Source organism: Mesorhizobium sp. WSM4809 (genome assembly GCF_055811655.1).
In genome coordinates this window covers 1-337 of record NZ_JBVVQW010000071.1, presented here as the reverse complement: position 1 = coordinate 337, position 337 = coordinate 1, and the positions used below count along the sequence as shown (strand labels likewise).

General features: G+C 60.2%; 1 protein-coding gene. It reads right to left on the bottom strand.

What is annotated here, in order from left to right:
* Window positions 1-220: hypothetical protein (locus AC0L24_RS33900; RefSeq protein ID WP_473565102.1), on the bottom strand; the 220-nt coding region annotated here is incomplete at its 3' end.
* Window positions 221-337: the final 117 nt, after the last annotated feature.

The following is a 337-nucleotide window of genomic DNA, read 5'->3' as shown; positions in this document are numbered from 1 at the left end:
TGGTCAGATCGACCAACGGAACATCGCGATAGGTGTCTGACAGCCTGGCGGTCGCTGGCGAGGCGGGTTCTGGAACCATTGCCGGTAGTGCTGCCGCTGCAGCTTCCCTCATCCGACCGCGATGGACGAGCCAAAAGTCGTTGCGTCCTTCCGGCCTCTCGGCGGTGTAGCCGTGACCTTTGATCTCGTAGTTCCATTTCGGGTTTTCCGCATCCGGCAAGAGGCCATGGTGGTCCAAGGAAGAGAGCATTGCGTCTGGGACGCGTTGAGTCCCATGGGAGAAGCCTTTGGGGACGGCGAATGAGACGTCTATGGAGTTCTCGATGGCAGCGAGGGG